General features: G+C 50.5%; 13 protein-coding genes and 2 pseudogenes. 6 read left to right on the forward strand and 9 right to left on the reverse strand.

Features of this window, described 5'->3' with window-relative positions; translation table 11 throughout:
* Positions 1-34: 34 nt before the first annotated feature.
* The 5 genes from AB182_RS30090 to AB182_RS03050 form a co-directional block, all read right to left on the reverse strand.
* Positions 35-331: a hypothetical protein gene (locus AB182_RS30090; RefSeq protein WP_223883552.1), complete on the reverse strand. Its 297-nt coding sequence runs from the start codon at positions 329-331 to the stop codon at positions 35-37.
* A gap of 59 nt (positions 332-390) precedes the next feature.
* Positions 391-1,056 carry a hypothetical protein gene (locus AB182_RS03035; RefSeq protein ID WP_000490638.1) on the reverse strand — a complete coding sequence of 222 codons (666 nt, stop codon included), beginning with the start codon at positions 1,054-1,056 and terminating at the stop codon, positions 391-393.
* A gap of 57 nt (positions 1,057-1,113) precedes the next feature.
* A complete protein-coding gene (locus tag AB182_RS03040) occupies positions 1,114-1,494 on the reverse strand; it encodes a hypothetical protein (RefSeq protein ID WP_001371925.1) in 381 nt (126 codons plus the stop codon).
* Between the two features lie 329 nt (positions 1,495-1,823).
* Entirely contained in the window at positions 1,824-2,684 is an 861-nt protein-coding gene (locus AB182_RS03045; RefSeq protein ID WP_000027057.1) for a broad-spectrum class A beta-lactamase TEM-1, read from the reverse strand.
* Between the two features lie 182 nt (positions 2,685-2,866).
* The gene (locus AB182_RS03050; protein ID WP_001235713.1) at positions 2,867-3,424 is read right to left on the reverse strand and encodes a recombinase family protein; all 558 of its coding nucleotides are present in this window, start codon (positions 3,422-3,424) and stop codon (positions 2,867-2,869) included.
* 163 nt (positions 3,425-3,587) lie between these two features.
* Here AB182_RS03050 and AB182_RS03055 point away from each other — a divergent pair, with 163 nt between their 5' ends.
* Both AB182_RS03055 and AB182_RS30095 read left to right on the forward strand, forming a co-directional pair.
* Positions 3,588-6,593, forward strand: a complete 3,006-nt coding sequence (locus tag AB182_RS03055) for a Tn3-like element Tn3 family transposase (protein WP_001143760.1) — start codon at positions 3,588-3,590, stop codon at positions 6,591-6,593.
* Positions 6,594-7,203: 610 nt separating this feature from the next.
* Positions 7,204-7,374 (forward strand): annotated as a pseudogene (locus AB182_RS30095) (TnsA endonuclease N-terminal domain-containing protein); the annotation flags it as partial.
* 36 nt (positions 7,375-7,410) lie between these two features.
* Here the strand turns inward: AB182_RS30095 and AB182_RS03060 are convergent.
* Together AB182_RS03060 and AB182_RS03065 are read right to left on the reverse strand one after the other, a co-directional pair.
* Positions 7,411-10,418 (reverse strand): annotated as a pseudogene (locus AB182_RS03060) (Tn3 family transposase).
* 188 nt (positions 10,419-10,606) lie between these two features.
* A complete protein-coding gene (locus AB182_RS03065) occupies positions 10,607-11,311 on the reverse strand; it encodes an IS6-like element IS26 family transposase (RefSeq protein ID WP_001067855.1) in 705 nt (234 codons plus the stop codon).
* Between the two features lie 79 nt (positions 11,312-11,390).
* Between AB182_RS03065 and AB182_RS03070 the strand changes: the two genes are divergently transcribed.
* Positions 11,391-11,891, forward strand: coding sequence for a hypothetical protein (locus tag AB182_RS03070; protein WP_001239317.1), 501 nt, complete (start codon positions 11,391-11,393; stop codon positions 11,889-11,891).
* 149 nt (positions 11,892-12,040) lie between these two features.
* Positions 12,041-12,682: a type A-2 chloramphenicol O-acetyltransferase CatII gene (locus AB182_RS03075; RefSeq protein WP_001011939.1), complete on the forward strand. Its 642-nt coding sequence runs from the start codon at positions 12,041-12,043 to the stop codon at positions 12,680-12,682.
* Positions 12,683-12,825: 143 nt separating this feature from the next.
* Here the strand turns inward: AB182_RS03075 and AB182_RS03080 are convergent, their stop codons facing one another.
* Entirely contained in the window at positions 12,826-13,530 is a 705-nt protein-coding gene (locus AB182_RS03080; protein WP_001067855.1) for an IS6-like element IS26 family transposase, read from the reverse strand.
* Between the two features lie 258 nt (positions 13,531-13,788).
* Between AB182_RS03080 and AB182_RS30105 the strand changes: the two genes are divergently transcribed.
* Positions 13,789-14,037: a type II toxin-antitoxin system YafQ family toxin gene (locus AB182_RS30105; RefSeq protein ID WP_011191340.1), complete on the forward strand. Its 249-nt coding sequence runs from the start codon at positions 13,789-13,791 to the stop codon at positions 14,035-14,037.
* Positions 14,038-14,163: 126 nt separating this feature from the next.
* A complete protein-coding gene (locus AB182_RS03090; protein WP_001173919.1) occupies positions 14,164-14,739 on the forward strand; it encodes a recombinase family protein in 576 nt (191 codons plus the stop codon).
* 342 nt (positions 14,740-15,081) lie between these two features.
* On the opposite strand, the gene intI1 is transcribed toward AB182_RS03090, so the two are convergent.
* Complete coding sequence (gene intI1, locus AB182_RS03095; protein WP_000845039.1) at positions 15,082-16,095, reverse strand: class 1 integron integrase IntI1; 1,014 nt, start codon at positions 16,093-16,095, stop codon at positions 15,082-15,084.
* Positions 16,096-16,114 lie beyond the last annotated feature (19 nt).

Here is a 16,114-nt window from a genome sequence, read left to right on the forward strand (position 1 = left end):
GCTACGGGGGAGACTTACCCGAAATCTGATTTATTCAACAAAGCCACAAATGAACTAGAACCGGTACTTTTTTACGTGTTCTATCCAGAACAATACAATTTGATTTATCCGTATCAACGCTTCCCTGAAGAGTATTCAAAGAGCAATTATCATATCCCTCAACCGGAACTGCATTACCTTGGATATCAATTTTGAATCCTCCAGCTATTACAATTTCGGGTGCATTATCATTTAAAGTCTCGTCATAGGCAGCATCAACTACATCGCAAGCAGTAAGAGTAAGTGACGATGCCACAGCAAGACACAATAAAGAAAATCTGTTTTTGAGCATATTTGAGACCTTTTATAAAAATAAAATAACAGGAGAATTGTATCATTAACAGTCTAGTTCTAACGACTACCACTTTTAAGTATGTATTGAGCCAGTTTTATATTCAGGCACACCATATTGCACTCTAGCTCTTTCATCATCCTAGAAGAACTCTTAATTAAGTATTCTTCAAGTGGGCCAGCATATGCCCCTGATGTCACGATCGTTAGTTGCGTAAGAGGATGAGTCAAACTCTCAATGCCCTTCAGGATGTCATTCTGGACAGCAGCAATATAAACAGGCGAAGCCGCAATCAAATATTCATCATTCGGACTGGACTGCATTAACTGGCTTATAGTTGCGCAACGGTTATGCTTTCCTAGTGATTTTGTGATGGCTTTCCACCAGAGATCATGCCTGAATGGTACTTGATGAAATGTCGCCTCGTAAGAGGGCACCCGATCTCGACTATTTAAAAACCCCATCCCGGCAGAGATTATCCACAACTCCAGATTTCTGGTTGAGTTTAAAATTTCCTTTGCCGTAGACCAGTGATTACCTGAATACAAGGACAATGCCGGTACCGCCTGATTACTTCTGGCGTCGTCTACAATGTTACTCCAGGCATATGCTGCGTCGTCCGGGGTTTGTTTTGGATCTATGTCCAATGTCGGCCAGACGTGGCCCTGATGATTCTTGCCCTTTGTACAGGAAGTGATTAAGTGTACTGAGCGTTCAGAGAACATTATCTTCCTTACATACCCATAGAACAGCTTTCTAAGAACGGTGGGCTCGCCTGAAAATTACAAATCAGCCCCTTTCACGGCATCATTTTGATTCTTCGCGTCTGCCCCCAGTAAGATGACCGGTTTTCTGCATGACAGTGTTATTCCTAACAAACGCAACACAAAACCACGCCAGCCAGAGCAAATTTTTTCATTTGCTGCGTAAAGCCTATTGTTTTCTCTTTTAAGCTTCGCCCACTCGTTACAGAGGGTAACATCATCAAGCGCTGTTATATGCTTCGCCTCACCTTCGACGATAACGGTATGGATACCGTATGCTGTAAATCTCATACTATTTTCCAGAACCCAGTTGCGGTATTCGTTGAGTCCACCTTCGGAACCGGTAGCTCTGCGCCACATTTCAATTTGCTTGTGTGATGGGTCAAGTGTACTTGTCATTGAAGCCTCGTCTCAGCGATAACGCTTGAAATAGCCCGCTTTGGTCAAAATGAAATTAGCCATCTGACTGGCGATTTGATTGTATCTTACTCATAGTGCCCAACCTATAGGTTAAAAAGGGGCATTTTCGCTTTATAGCGTGTTCAACATCATCAATCATCCCAAGAAAGGCTGGCTTATTAGGGGTCTGACGCTCAGTGGAACGAAAACTCACGTTAAGGGATTTTGGTCATGAGATTATCAAAAAGGATCTTCACCTAGATCCTTTTAAATTAAAAATGAAGTTTTAAATCAATCTAAAGTATATATGAGTAAACTTGGTCTGACAGTTACCAATGCTTAATCAGTGAGGCACCTATCTCAGCGATCTGTCTATTTCGTTCATCCATAGTTGCCTGACTCCCCGTCGTGTAGATAACTACGATACGGGAGGGCTTACCATCTGGCCCCAGTGCTGCAATGATACCGCGAGACCCACGCTCACCGGCTCCAGATTTATCAGCAATAAACCAGCCAGCCGGAAGGGCCGAGCGCAGAAGTGGTCCTGCAACTTTATCCGCCTCCATCCAGTCTATTAATTGTTGCCGGGAAGCTAGAGTAAGTAGTTCGCCAGTTAATAGTTTGCGCAACGTTGTTGCCATTGCTGCAGGCATCGTGGTGTCACGCTCGTCGTTTGGTATGGCTTCATTCAGCTCCGGTTCCCAACGATCAAGGCGAGTTACATGATCCCCCATGTTGTGCAAAAAAGCGGTTAGCTCCTTCGGTCCTCCGATCGTTGTCAGAAGTAAGTTGGCAGCAGTGTTATCACTCATGGTTATGGCAGCACTGCATAATTCTCTTACTGTCATGCCATCCGTAAGATGCTTTTCTGTGACTGGTGAGTACTCAACCAAGTCATTCTGAGAATAGTGTATGCGGCGACCGAGTTGCTCTTGCCCGGCGTCAACACGGGATAATACCGCACCACATAGCAGAACTTTAAAAGTGCTCATCATTGGAAAACGTTCTTCGGGGCGAAAACTCTCAAGGATCTTACCGCTGTTGAGATCCAGTTCGATGTAACCCACTCGTGCACCCAACTGATCTTCAGCATCTTTTACTTTCACCAGCGTTTCTGGGTGAGCAAAAACAGGAAGGCAAAATGCCGCAAAAAAGGGAATAAGGGCGACACGAAAATGTTGAATACTCATACTCTTCCTTTTTCAATATTATTGAAGCATTTACCAGGGTTATTGTCTCATGAGCGGATACATATTTGAATGTATTTAGAAAAATAAACAAATAGGGGTTCCGCGCACATTTCCCCGAAAAGTGCCACCTGACGTCTAAGAAACCATTATTATCATGACATTAACCTATAAAAATAGGCGTATCACGAGGCCCTTTCGTCTTCAAGAATTTTATAAACCGTGGAGCGGGCAATACTGAGCTGATGAGCAATTTCCGTTGCACCAGTGCCCTTCTGATGAAGCGTCAGCACGACGTTCCTGTCCACGGTACGCCTGCGGCCAAATTTGATTCCTTTCAGCTTTGCTTCCTGTCGGCCCTCATTCGTGCGTTCTAGGATCCTCCGGCGTTCAGCCTGTGCCACAGCCGACAGGATGGTGACCACCATTTGCCCCATATCACCGTCGGTACTGATCCCGTCATCAATGAACCGGACTGCCACGCCCTGAGCGTCAAATTCCTTTATCAGTTGGATCATATCGGCAGTGTCGCGGCCAAGACGGTCGAGCTTCTTAACCAGAATGACATCACCTTCCTCCACCTTCATCCTCAGCAAATCCAGCCCTTCCCGGTCTGTTGAACTGCCGGATGCCTTATCGGTAAATATACGGTTTGCTTTCACACCTGCGTCTTTGAGTGCTCTGACCTGAAGATCAAGAGACTGCTGACTGGTTGAGACCCGAGCGTAACCAAAAAGTCGCATAAAAATGTACCTTAAATCGAATATCGGACAACTCATGTCTATTATTACAAATTTACGATTTAATAGACATATTAATGTAACAGTTTTACGATGTCCGATAATTTATAACATTTCGTACGGTTGGAAAAATGTTACTAAATGCCCGTCAGGCAGGGAGGCCGATATGCCCGTTGACTTTCTGACCACTGAGCAGACTGAAAGCTATGGCAGATTCACCGGTGAACCGGATGAGCTTCAGCTGGCACGATATTTTCACCTTGATGAAGCAGACAAGGAATTTATCGGAAAAAGCAGAGGTGATCACAACCGTCTGGGCATTGCCCTGCAAATTGGATGTGTCCGTTTTCTGGGCACCTTCCTCACCGATATGAATCATATTCCTTCCGGCGTCCGGCATTTTACCGCCAGACAGCTCGGGATTCGTGATATCACCGTTCTTGCAGAATACGGTCAGAGGGAAAATACCCGCCGTGAGCATGCAGCGCTGATACGTCAGCACTATCAGTATCGTGAATTTGCCTGGCCCTGGACATTTCGCCTTACCCGTCTTTTATATACCCGGAGCTGGATAAGCAATGAACGTCCTGGCCTGCTTTTCGATCTGGCGACAGGGTGGCTTATGCAACATCGTATTATTCTCCCCGGAGCCACTACGCTGACCCGGTTGATTTCAGAGGTAAGGGAAAAGGCGACGTTGCGCCTGTGGAACAAACTGGCACTGATACCGTCAGCCGAACAGCGTTCACAGCTGGAGATGCTGCTGGGGCCAACTGATTGCAGCCGCCTGTCTTTACTGGAATCACTGAAAAAGGGCCCTGTGACCATCAGTGGTCCGGCGTTTAATGAAGCAATTGAACGCTGGAAAACTCTGAACGATTTTGGCCTGCATGCTGAAAACCTGAGTACACTCCCGGCTGTGCGCCTGAAAAATCTCGCACGTTATGCTGGTATGACTTCGGTGTTCAATATTGCCAGGATGTCACCGCAGAAAAGGATGGCGGTTCTGGTTGCCTTTGTCCTTGCATGGGAAACGCTGGCGCTGGATGATGCATTGGACGTTCTGGACGCCATGCTGGCCGTTATCATCCGTGACGCCAGAAAGATTGGGCAGAAAAAACGGCTCCGCTCGCTGAAGGATCTGGATAAATCTGCATTGGCGCTCGCCAGCGCATGTTCGTACCTGCTGAAAGAAGAAACACCGGACGAATCGATTCGTGCTGAGGTGTTCAGCTACATCCCAAGGCAAAAGCTGGCTGAAATCATCACGCTTGTCCGTGAAATTGCCCGGCCCTCAGACGATAATTTTCATGAAGAAATGGTGGAGCAGTACGGGCGCGTTCGTCGTTTCCTGCCCCATCTGCTGAATACCGTTAAATTTTCATCCGCACCTGCCGGGGTTACCACTCTGAATGCCTGTGACTACCTCAGCCGGGAGTTCAGCTCACGGCGGCAGTTTTTTGACGACGCACCAACGGAAATTATCAGTCGGTCATGGAAACGGCTGGTGATTAACAAGGAAAAACATATCACCCGCAGGGGATACACGCTCTGCTTTCTCAGTAAACTGCAGGATAGTCTGAGGCGGAGGGATGTCTACGTTACCGGCAGTAACCGGTGGGGAGATCCTCGTGCAAGATTACTACAGGGTGCTGACTGGCAGGCAAACCGGATTAAGGTTTATCGTTCTTTGGGGCACCCGACAGACCCGCAGGAAGCAATAAAATCTCTGGGTCATCAGCTTGATAGTCGTTACAGACAGGTTGCTGCACGTCTTTGCGAAAATGAGGCTGTCGAACTCGATGTTTCTGGCCCGAAGCCCCGGTTGACAATTTCTCCCCTCGCCAGTCTTGATGAGCCGGACAGTCTGAAACGACTGAGCAAAATGATCAGTGATCTACTCCCTCCGGTGGATTTAACGGAGTTGCTGCTCGAAATTAACGCCCATACCGGATTTGCTGATGAGTTTTTCCATGCTAGTGAAGCCAGTGCCAGAGTTGATGATCTGCCCGTCAGCATCAGCGCCGTGCTGATGGCTGAAGCCTGCAATATCGGTCTGGAACCACTGATCAGATCAAATGTTCCTGCACTGACCCGACACCGGCTGAACTGGACAAAAGCGAACTATCTGCGGGCTGAAACTATCACCAGCGCTAATGCCAGACTGGTTGATTTTCAGGCAACGCTGCCACTGGCACAGATATGGGGTGGAGGAGAAGTGGCATCTGCAGATGGAATGCGCTTTGTTACGCCAGTCAGAACAATCAATGCCGGACCGAACCGCAAATACTTTGGTAATAACAGAGGGATCACCTGGTACAACTTTGTGTCCGATCAGTATTCCGGCTTTCATGGCATCGTTATACCGGGGACGCTGAGGGACTCTATCTTTGTGCTGGAAGGTCTTCTGGAACAGGAGACCGGGCTGAATCCAACCGAAATTATGACCGATACAGCAGGTGCCAGCGAACTTGTCTTTGGCCTTTTCTGGCTGCTGGGATACCAGTTTTCTCCACGCCTGGCTGATGCCGGTGCTTCGGTTTTCTGGCGAATGGACCATGATGCCGACTATGGCGTGCTGAATGATATTGCCAGAGGGCAATCAGATCCCCGAAAAATAGTCCTTCAGTGGGACGAAATGATCCGGACCGCTGGCTCCCTGAAGCTGGGCAAAGTACAGGTTTCAGTGCTGGTCCGTTCATTGCTGAAAAGTGAACGTCCTTCCGGACTGACTCAGGCAATCATTGAAGTGGGGCGCATCAACAAAACGCTGTATCTGCTTAATTATATTGATGATGAAGATTACCGCCGGCGCATTCTGACCCAGCTTAATCGGGGAGAAAGTCGCCATGCCGTTGCCAGAGCCATCTGTCACGGTCAAAAAGGTGAGATAAGAAAACGATATACCGACGGTCAGGAAGATCAACTGGGCACACTGGGGCTGGTCACTAACGCCGTCGTGTTATGGAACACTATTTATATGCAGGCAGCCCTGGATCATCTCCGGGCGCAGGGTGAAACACTGAATGATGAAGATATCGCACGCCTCTCCCCGCTTTGCCACGGACATATCAATATGCTCGGCCATTATTCCTTCACGCTGGCAGAACTGGTGACCAAAGGACATCTGAGACCATTAAAAGAGGCGTCAGAGGCAGAAAACGTTGCTTAACGTGAGTTTTCGTTCCACTGAGCGTCAGACCCCTATTAAGCCGGTCCATCATTTTCTGTATATCTCTCATCAATTTTTATATCCGGCCTGAAGTGCACCGTTCAAGCACACCGATCAGGCAGTTAGTCACTAGTTAACTCTTTACTAGAGACTAAATTCCATTGATTTACGTGACAACGTCACGTCATTAAGGTTTGCAAATGCCTAATTTTCATACTATGGGATTTAATTAGGAGTAAATCCCACAGGTTTACATAAAGCTGACATTTAAAAGTGTTAAAAATCAATCAGATAGAAAGAAAAGGCTCTCCGGAAGAACTCTTCTCATTATTTCGCCGCCCGGGGTTATTGCTGACAGATCTGAAAGTGCTAATATGTTAGTCATTAGTAATTAGTAAAGCCTTTACTAAACGCGTTTCTACGTAAATTCTATTGGTTTTAGAGGGTCCTACTGTCCGAAGACAATAAAGTTGTACACAAAGCACTAAAGTTGTAACCATTCTCAAAAAACGACGCTAATGTTGTATGCTTACTGAATGTGTGGTTATAGGGTTGGAGACTATAAAATGCACATATAGGTACGTATCAATGTCGTTTTTTGGGTACGATCATGGGTAGGGGTAGGCGTCTCAAATCCTATTTGGATTATGAAAATGCGCTAGGTGACGGCATAGGAGTGGGCTATGGCCAAAGTTATCAGCCCTGGCTTAGAGCTCAGGACGTTAAATCCCGTGGAAACCGTTCGATAGTCTTTGGCCTTAAGACGTTTCGAAACCATCATCATGGGGTTTGAGGGCCAATGATGTAAAAAACCACGCTAAGGAGATAATTCATTGTTTAAATTGAGATTTAACGGCCTCAATTCCCCCTTCATAATATCCTCCGGTAGTGTGAACGTATAATGTCCCAGCATGTTGATATGACCGTGCATCAGAGGCGAAAGCCGCGCGATATGTTCATCCTCTGGCCCTTCCCCGATGCTGCGCAGGTGCGACAAGGCTTCCTGCATATAAAGCGTATTCCACAGCACCACTGCGTTTGTCACCAGACCCAGCGCACCCAACTGATCTTCCTGCCCCTCGCGGTAACGTTTTCTGATCTCGCCACGCTGACCGTAGCAGATGGCTCTTGCAACGGCATGGCGGCCTTCACCCCGGTTCAACTGTGTTAGGATCCGGCGACGATAGTCCTCATCATCAATATAGTTGAGAAGATACAGTGTCTTGTTAACTCTTCCGACCTCCATTATTGCCTGAGCAAGCCCTGACGGTCGGGTACTTCTCAATAGCGATCGAATGAGTTCTGACGCATGAATAGTGCCCAGCTTCAGCGAACCGGCAACCCGCATCATCTCATCCCAGTGGCTTTCGATTTTAGAAAGGTCAACACAACCCCGCGCCAGTTTGTCCAACGCCCCGTAATTCGCTGCTTTGTCGGCCCGCCAGAACACAGCCTCACCCGCATCCGCCAGACGAGGTGAAAATTGGTATCCCAGTAGCCAGAACAGGCCAAAGATAATGTCACTGGTACCTGCTGTGTCCGTCATGATTTCAACCGGGTTTAGTCCCGTTTGTTGCTCAAGTAGCCCTTCCAGCACAAAGATGGAATCCCGCAGTGTTCCAGGAATCACTATGCCATGAAAACCCGAATATTGGTCAGAGACAAAGTTGTACCAGGTGATGCCGCGCCCTGAACCAAAGTATTTTCTGTTGGGGCCAGAATTCACCGTTTTCACTGGCGTGACAAAACGCATACCATCAGCGGAGGCTACCTCCCCGCCCCCCAGTATCCTGCCAACGCTAACGAGGACTGAAAATCAACCAGCCGCGCATTGGCGCTAACCAGCGTTTCTGCTCGGATGTAGTTCTGTTTCACCCAGCTCAGACGATGGCGAGTCAGTGCAGGGATATTGTGCTTGATCAGCGGCTCATGTCCGATATTGCAGGCCTCAGCCAGCATCACCGCACACAGGCTTATATGCAGATCCTGCGCACGGGCACCTGACTCGCTGACATGGCTGAATTCACGGGTGAAGCCAGTTCTGGCGTCAATCTCGAGCAACAGTTCTGTCAGGTCAACGGGTGGAAGCAATTGTCTGACTCGGCTGCTCAGTTGTATCAGCGCCGGTGGTTCATCCAATTTATCCAGGCTGCTGATGGTCAGCGAAGGATGTTTACCTTCATTGCAGATGTCCACGGCGGTATTGCGATCAAAACGTGATGCCACCGTTTTCCAGGTTTCATCTAACTGAGCGGCCAATTGCTCCGATGCTTTACTGCCATTAGTGGGGTGACCCAATGCCCGGCAGACTGGAACCCGCTGCGCCTGCCATTCCTCCCCCTGAAGAAGTTTTTGGCGCGGATCACCCCAACGATCGCTGTTTTCCAACCAGATGTCACGACGGCGTAGCGCATCCTGAAGTCGCTCCAGCAGACACAACGAGTAACCTGCTCGCTGTATCCGACCGTCAGCATCGTACACCAGGCGTTTCCAAGGGCCTGAAATGATATGTTCAGGTGCATCGTCCAGGATCCGTTTTTTCGAGCCGTTTAGCTCTGCCAGGTAATGGATGGCAGCCAAGGTATGTTCACCGTCTGGGGCCGCACGGAAGTGCAGATCGCGCAGTAGTGCGGGCAAAAAACGCCTTACCCGTCCGTATTGCTCCACCATTTCATCCTGAAAGTTTGTATCCTGGGGGCGGGCCAGTTCATTCACTTTTTCCACGGACTCTGCCAGTCTGGCGACAGACACACTGCTGAATATGGTCTTTCGCAGCAAATCATCGGCGGTATCTTCATCAAGTAAAAGTGCGCATGCCCGCGCCAGCAGCAACGCCGCGCGGTCAAGATCCTTGAGCGTCCTAAGTCGCTTTTTCTGCCCGGTTTTCTTCGCCTCCCGGGTAATATTGAGGATCAGCATATCCAGCACGTCAACGGCCTCGTCCAGCGCCGAGATTTCTTGCGCTTTCACGAATGCGGTAAGGATCGCCAGCCGCCGTTCTTCTGGCATTCTGCTGATATATTTCACCGATGCCATTCCGGCATAGCGTGCCAGATTGCGGAGCTGTATGGCGGGCAGCCCAGTGAAATTCAGACAGGAAAACTCCAGGCTGCGCAGGCGAGTGTAACGTTCAAGTGCTTCAGTGAACGCGGGGCCGCTGATAGTGACAGGGCCTCTTTTTAGGTGCTCCATCACTGAGAGTCGCTGTCCTTCGGGGATTTCAAGTAACCCAGCCAGTTGTGCGGTCTGCCAACGGTTTGGCAGCGCGGCCAATTTTCGCCACAAGCGGCGGGTCGCACGCTCACGGATTTCACCAATGACTCTCGTCAGGGTGGATGCGGCTGGCAACAACACTTTATTTTGAAGCAACCACGCGGTGGCAAAATCGAACATCAGTCCGGGGCGTTCATTACTGAGCCATGCACGGGTATACAGCAATCGCTTCAGTCTGAACGACCACGGGAAATCACCGAAATCATGATAGCTATAGTGCTGCCTGATAAGCCCGTGGTGCTCCCAACGTGTGTTTTCCCTTTGAGCATAGCGGGAAATGATCTCTGGATAGCGGATGTTAAGTTGCCTTGCGACATAAAACTGGACACCGGGCGGTATTTGCATGAGATCGGACAAGAAGGTTCCCAGAAAGCGGGCAGTTGTGAGTTGAAGGGCAATTCCCAACCGGTTATGCCTGCCCCTACGCAGGTTGATGAAAGTAAGGTCTCGCTCATCAAGATGAAAATACCGTGCCAGCTGGATCTCGTTTGGCTCTGCGGCATAACGCCCGTAGTTCTGTGTCTGTTTGTCGGTCAGAAAATCAGCAGCCATCACGCATCCTTTCGTAAACGGGTGTTCTGTTCTCTTTTTAACCGTCTCAAATGTTATGAGTTTTGATACCACCCAAAACGGTACTGAATGTCAGTATCAAAAATCGTGATTTATGCATTATGATACTACACAGTATGGCACTGTTGCAAAGTTAGCGATGAGGCAGCCTTTTGTCTTATTCAAAGGCCTTACATTTCAAAAACTCTGCTTACCAGGCGCATTTCGCCCAGGGGATCACCATAATAAAATGCTGAGGCCTGGCCTTTGCGTAGTGCACGCATCACCTCAATACCTTTGATGGTGGCGTAAGCCGTCTTCATGGATTTAAATCCCAGCGTGGCGCCGATTATCCGTTTCAGTTTGCCATGATCGCATTCAATCACGTTGTTCCGGTACTTAATCTGTCGGTGTTCAACGTCAGACGGGCACCGGCCTTCGCGTTTGAGCAGAGCAAGCGCGCGACCATAGGCGGGCGCTTTATCCGTGTTGATGAATCGCGGGATCTGCCACTTCTTCACGTTGTTGAGGATTTTACCCAGAAACCGGTATGCAGCTTTGCTGTTACGACGGGAGGAGAGATAAAAATCGACAGTGCGGCCCCGGCTGTCGACGGCCCGGTACAGATACGCCCAGCGGCCATTGACCTTCACGTAGGTTTCATCCATGTGCCACGGGCAAAGATCGGAAGGGTTACGCCAGTACCAGCGCAGCCGTTTTTCCATTTCAGGCGCATAACGCTGAACCCAGCGGTAAATCGTGGAGTGATCGACATTCACTCCGCGTTCAGCCAGCATCTCCTGCAGCTCACGGTAACTGATGCCGTATTTGCAGTACCAGCGTACGGCCCACAGAATGATGTCACGCTGAAAATGCCGGCCTTTGAATGGGTTCATGTGCAGCTCCATCAGCAAAAGGGGATGATAAGTTTATCACCACCGACTATTTGCAACAGTGCCCTGTTTAGAGTACTATATGCGCCTGCAACAGTGGGCCACCGAAAATATTAAAAAACTGCTTTATCTCGCGGGGGATGACGCGGTGATTAATTACGGGAAAATGCGGCTGGAATTTTTGCAGAAAGCACTGGCGCAGGATACCTCCGGTGACTTCTGCTTTCGTGTGCTGCATCCGGAAGTGTCTGGCCCGCCGGATATGAAAAAGGCTTCCGCCGGGTACCGTGACTTTATTATCGGTAACAGAGCGTTGCTGGATCTGGTGAATTCAGCCGGTGAAGGGGCTCCGGTTGCGCATTATTCCGCTGATGAAATTCAGTCATTATTTTCGGCACAAATACAGGGGTCGGTGGATAAATACGGCGATAGTTTCCTGACGGATGATCCGTATGTGCTGGCGGAAGACAAGCTGCAAACCTGTCAGATGGAAATTGATTTAATGGCGGATGTGCTGAGAGCACCGCCCCGTGAATCCGCAGAACTGATCCGCTATGTATTTGCGGATGAGTGGCCGGAATAAATAAAACCGGGCTTAATACAGATTAAGCCCGTATCGGGTATTATTACTGAATACCAGACAGCTTACGGAGGACGGAATGTTACCCATTGAGACAACCAGACTGCCTTCTGATTATTAATATTTTTCACTATTAATCAGAAGGAATAACCATGAATTTTACCCGGATTGACCTGAATACCTGGAATCGCAGGGAACATTTTGCCCTTTATCGTCAGCAGATTAAATGCGGATTCAGCCTGACCACCAAACTCGATATTACCGCTTTGCGTACTGCACTGGCGAAAACCGGTTATAAGTTTTATCCGCTGATGATTTACCTGATCTCCCGGGCTGTTAATCAGTTTCCGGAGTTCCGGATGGCAATGAAAGATAATGAACTGATTTACTGGGAACAGTCAGACCCGGTCTTTACTGTCTTTCATAAAGAAACCGAAACATTCTCCGCACTGTCCTGCCGTTATTTTCCGGATCTCAGTGAGTTTATGGCGGGTTATAACGCGGTAACAGCAGAATATCAGCATGATACCAGGTTGTTTCCGCAGGGAAATTTACCGGAGAATCACCTGAATATATCATCGTTACCCTGGGTGAGTTTTGACGGATTTAATCTGAATATCACCGGAAATGATGATTATTTTTCCCCGGTTTTTACAATGGCAAAGTTTCAGCAGGAAGGTGACCGCGTACTATTACCTGTTTCTGTACAGGTTCATCATGCAGTCTGTGATGGTTTTCATGCAGCAAGGTTTATCAATACACTTCAGCTGATGTGTGATAACATACTGAAATAAATTAATTAATTCTGTATTTAAGCCACCGTATCCGGCAGGATTGGTGGCTTTTTTTTATATTTTAACCGTAATCTGTAATTTCGTTTCAGAAGGCACTGTTGCAAAGTTAGCGATGAGGCAGCCTTTTGTCTTATTCAAAGGCCTTACATTTCAAAAACTCTGCTTACCAGGCGCATTTCGCCCAGGGGATCACCATAATAAAATGCTGAGGCCTGGCCTTTGCGTAGTGCACGCATCACCTCAATACCTTTGATGGTGGCGTAAGCCGTCTTCATGGATTTAAATCCCAGCGTGGCGCCGATTATCCGTTTCAGTTTGCCATGATCGCATTCAATCACGTTGTTCCGGTACTTAATCTGTCGGTGTTCAACGTCAGACGGGCACCGGCCTTCGCGTTTGAGCAGAGCAAGCGCGCGACCATAGGCGGGCGCTTTATCCGTGTTGATGAATCGCGGGATCTGCCACTTCTTCACGTTGTTGAGGATTTTACCCAGAAACCGGTATGCAGCTTTGCTGTTACGACGGGAGGAGAGATAAAAATCGACAGTGCGGCCCCGGCTGTCGACGGCCCGGTACAGATACGCCCAGCGGCCATTGACCTTCACGTAGGTTTCATCCATGTGCCACGGGCAAAGATCGGAAGGGTTACGCCAGTACCAGCGCAGCCGTTTTTCCATTTCAGGCGCATAACGCTGAACCCAGCGGTAAATCGTGGAGTGATCGACATTCACTCCGCGTTCAGCCAGCATCTCCTGCAGCTCACGGTAACTGATGCCGTATTTGCAGTACCAGCGTACGGCCCACAGAATGATGTCACGCTGAAAATGCCGGCCTTTGAATGGGTTCATGTGCAGCTCCATCAGCAAAAGGGGATGATAAGTTTATCACCACCGACTATTTGCAACAGTGCCGCAACAGCCATCACCAACACAACATCTTGTGCGCCGGCAGCTGATCGCGGCCACCATATCTAGTGTTTCAATTTTGGATTGCGCAATCCAAAATAGGCGTAAAAATAACGATGGTTTTCTTTACATGATTGGATTTGCTGGCCACTGTCATTTTCAGAAGACGACTGCACCAGACAACGCGGTTTGAAGGCTGTTGTGCAGTCGTCTATTGAACGAACAGTATCAGGAGTCCGCTGCACGAATGATGACCTCAAGCCGGTTCTGGTCGCGCTGGCGACCGATCAGCCCCTGGATGTGCGATACCGCGACCACGATCTTTCCGGCGATTGGGCGGGCTACCGCGAATGCTACATCAAGCCCGACCTGCTGCTGATCTACCGCAAGTCCGACGCCGACACCCTGCGACTGGCGCGGCTTGGCTCCCATAGCGAGCTGTTCGGCTGATGCCAGTCGCCTTGTCCGCCAAACGATCATTAGGCGGCCAAACCGGACGCCTGTCCGAAAACATCTTGCGCAACGGGATGACGGACAATAAGATAGGCGGACGGTATAACGGACAAATGGGCGGAAATGGCACTCATCGGCTATGCGCGGGTATCGACGGCGGAACAGGACACCGCCTTGCAGACGGATGCGCTGCGCAATGCAGGCTGCGAACGGGTTTTCGAGGACACGGCATCCGGGGCCAAGGCAGACCGGCCCGGCTTGGCCGATGCGCTGGCTTATCTGCGCGATGGCGATGTGCTGGTCGTCTGGCGGCTGGATCGGCTTGGCCGCTCCCTGCCGCACCTGATTGAGACGGTCGGCAAGCTGGAAGCACGGGGCGTCGGCTTCCGCTCGTTGACTGAAAACATCGACACCACCACGCCGGGCGGACGGCTCATCTTCCATGTGTTCGGTGCGCTGGGCCAGTTCGAGCGCGACCTGATCCGCGAGCGCACCAAGGCCGGGTTGACCGCTGCCGCCGCACGCGGGCGCAAAGGCGGACGCAAGCCGGTTGTCACTGCCGACAAGTTGCAACGAGCGCGGGAGCTTGTCGCCAACGGCTTGAATGTCCGCGAGGCCGCCGCACGCCTCAAGGTAGGAAAAACCGCTCTCTACGCTGCCTTGCAGGCGGCCAGTTCTGGCAGTGCAGCCGACTCCTGATATTTCGTGCAGTCGCCTTCTGAAAACGACAGGCGGCGCTCTTGTCTTTCATGGCGTAATGTCTCCGGTTCTAGTCGCAAGTATTCTATTTCATGCAACTAAAACACGCGACAAAAAACGCCAGGGAAAGGGCAGGGTGGTGTCGTTTTCAGAAGACGGCTGCACTGAACGTCAGAAGCCGACTGCACTATAGCAGCGGAGGGGTTGGATCCATCAGGCAACGACGGGCTGCTGCCGGCCATCAGCGGACGCAGGGAGGACTTTCCGCAACCGGCCGTTCGATGCGGCACCGATGGCCTTCGCGCAGGGGTAGTGAATCCGCCAGGATTGACTTGCGCTGCCCTACCTCTCACTAGTGAGGGGCGGCAGCGCATCAAGCGGTGAGCGCACTCCGGCACCGCCAACTTTCAGCACATGCGTGTAAATCATCGTCGTAGAGACGTCGGAATGGCCGAGCAGATCCTGCACGGTTCGAATGTCGTAACCGCTGCGGAGCAAGGCCGTCGCGAACGAGTGGCGGAGGGTGTGCGGTGTGGCGGGCTTCGTGATGCCTGCTTGTTCTACGGCACGTTTGAAGGCGCGCTGAAAGGTCTGGTCATACATGTGATGGCGACGCACGACACCGCTCCGTGGATCGGTCGAATGCGTGTGCTGCGCAAAAACCCAGAACCACGGCCAGGAATGCCCGGCGCGCGGATACTTCCGCTCAAGGGCGTCGGGAAGCGCAACGCCGCTGCGGCCCTCGGCCTGGTCCTTCAGCCACCATGCCCGTGCACGCGACAGCTGCTCGCGCAGGCTGGGTGCCAAGCTCTCGGGTAACATCAAGGCCCGATCCTTGGAGCCCTTGCCCTCCCGCACGATGATCGTGCCGTGATCGAAATCCAGATCCTTGACCCGCAGTTGCAAACCCTCACTGATCCGCATGCCCGTTCCATACAGAAGCTGGGCGAACAAACGATGCTCGCCTTCCAGAAAACCGAGGATGCGAACCACTTCATCCGGGGTCAGCACCACCGGCAAGCGCCGCGACGGCCGAGGTCTTCCGATCTCCTGAAGCCAGGGCAGATCCGTGCACAGCACCTTGCCGTAGAAGAACAGCAAGGCCGCCAATGCCTGACGATGCGTGGAGACCGAAACCTTGCGCTCGTTCGCCAGCCAGGACAGAAATGCCTCGACTTCGCTGCTGCCCAAGGTTGCCGGGTGACGCACACCGTGGAAACGGATGAAGGCACGAACCCAGTGGACATAAGCCTGTTCGGTTGGTAAGCTGTAATGCAAGTAGCGTATGCGCTCACGCAACTGGTCCAGAACCTTGACCGAACGCAGCGGTGGTAACGGCGCAGTGGCGGTTTTCATGGCTTGTTATGACTGTTTT

The sequence above is a fragment of the Phytobacter ursingii genome (genome assembly GCF_001022135.1).
Classification (GTDB): Bacteria; Pseudomonadota; Gammaproteobacteria; order Enterobacterales; family Enterobacteriaceae; genus Phytobacter; species Phytobacter ursingii.